Here is a 1,112-nt window from a genome sequence, read left to right on the forward strand (position 1 = left end):
GTCCGAACATAATTTAATTCTAAGCTATAAAACTAATTAAGTTAATTAGAATTCACGCTTCTTAGCAGCGAGGCCAAGACCGAACATTGCAGCAGCAGCACCAAGGGCAACGACAGCCGCACTGTTTTCGTTACCAGTTTGGGCCAGAGTAGCGTTAGTGTTGTTGTTCCTGTTGGCAGTTGCTACAGTAGCAGCAGGGTCCTTAACAGCAGCGCCGTTGTTAACAGCACCATTGTTAGCACCGCCATTTACAACACCGTTGTTACCATTAGCAGCACCGTTGTTAGTAGCACCATTGTTGGTGTTGCCGTTGTTAGTGTTGTTGTTTTGGTTACCATTGTTGTTATTGTTGTTACCGTTGTTGCCATTGTTGTTTTGGTTCCAGTCAATGTTCTTCAGTAAGTCTTGGGCTTGTTGAAGAAGTTGGGAAGCCTTAGCAGCGTTAGCAGCAGCTTCGTTAACAACCTTTTGAGCGGCTTCAACGTTAGCTTGAGCGTCCTTCAGGTTTTGGTTAGCAGTCAGAACTTCTTGGTGAGCAGCTTCAACAGCTTCGTCAGCCTTAGTCAGAGCGTTTTCAGCATCGTCGTAAGCCTTAGTAGCAGTAGCCAGCTTGTCGTTGGCAGCCTTAGCAGCTTCGTCAGCCTTAGTTTCAGCGTTCCGTGCTTCGTCAAAGGCAGCTTGAGCCTTGTTGAAGGCTTCTTGAGCCTTAGCTTGAGCGTCGTCAGCAGCGGTTTCAGCGTTGCGTGCGTCATCGAAGGCCTTTTGAGCAGCAGCTACGTTAGCCTTAGCAGTCTTAACAGCATCAGCAGCAGCCTTGTAGTTGTTCCGCGCAACAATTACTTCGTGTTGAGCAGCCTTAAGGTTGTTTTGAGCATCGTTCAATGCCTTACCAGTCTTAAGAACATCAGCTTGAGCATCAAGGTATGCTTGGTGAGCCTTCTTAGCAGTAGCCAGACCGTTGTTAGCAGCAGTCAGGTTGTTTTCAGCTTCGTCAGCTACGCCTTGAGCGTTCTTAACAGCCTTGTTAGCTTCGTTAGCCTTGTTACCTGCTTCGTTGGCAGTCTTTTGTGCGTCAAGGTATGCTTGGTGAGCAGCCTTGTAAGCAGCAGCAG

The 1,112-nt window shown here is 47.8% G+C and carries 1 protein-coding gene; it reads right to left on the minus strand.

Translation table 11 applies throughout. The features are described 5' to 3' along the window. Positions 1 to 45: 45 nt before the first annotated feature. On the minus strand, positions 46 to 1,112 hold a 1,067-nt coding region (locus QOS01_RS10340), incomplete at its 5' end, for an LPXTG cell wall anchor domain-containing protein (RefSeq protein WP_283622260.1).

Origin of the sequence: Limosilactobacillus avium (genome assembly GCF_947381485.1) — a bacterium.
Classification (GTDB): Bacteria; Bacillota; Bacilli; order Lactobacillales; family Lactobacillaceae; genus Limosilactobacillus; species Limosilactobacillus avium.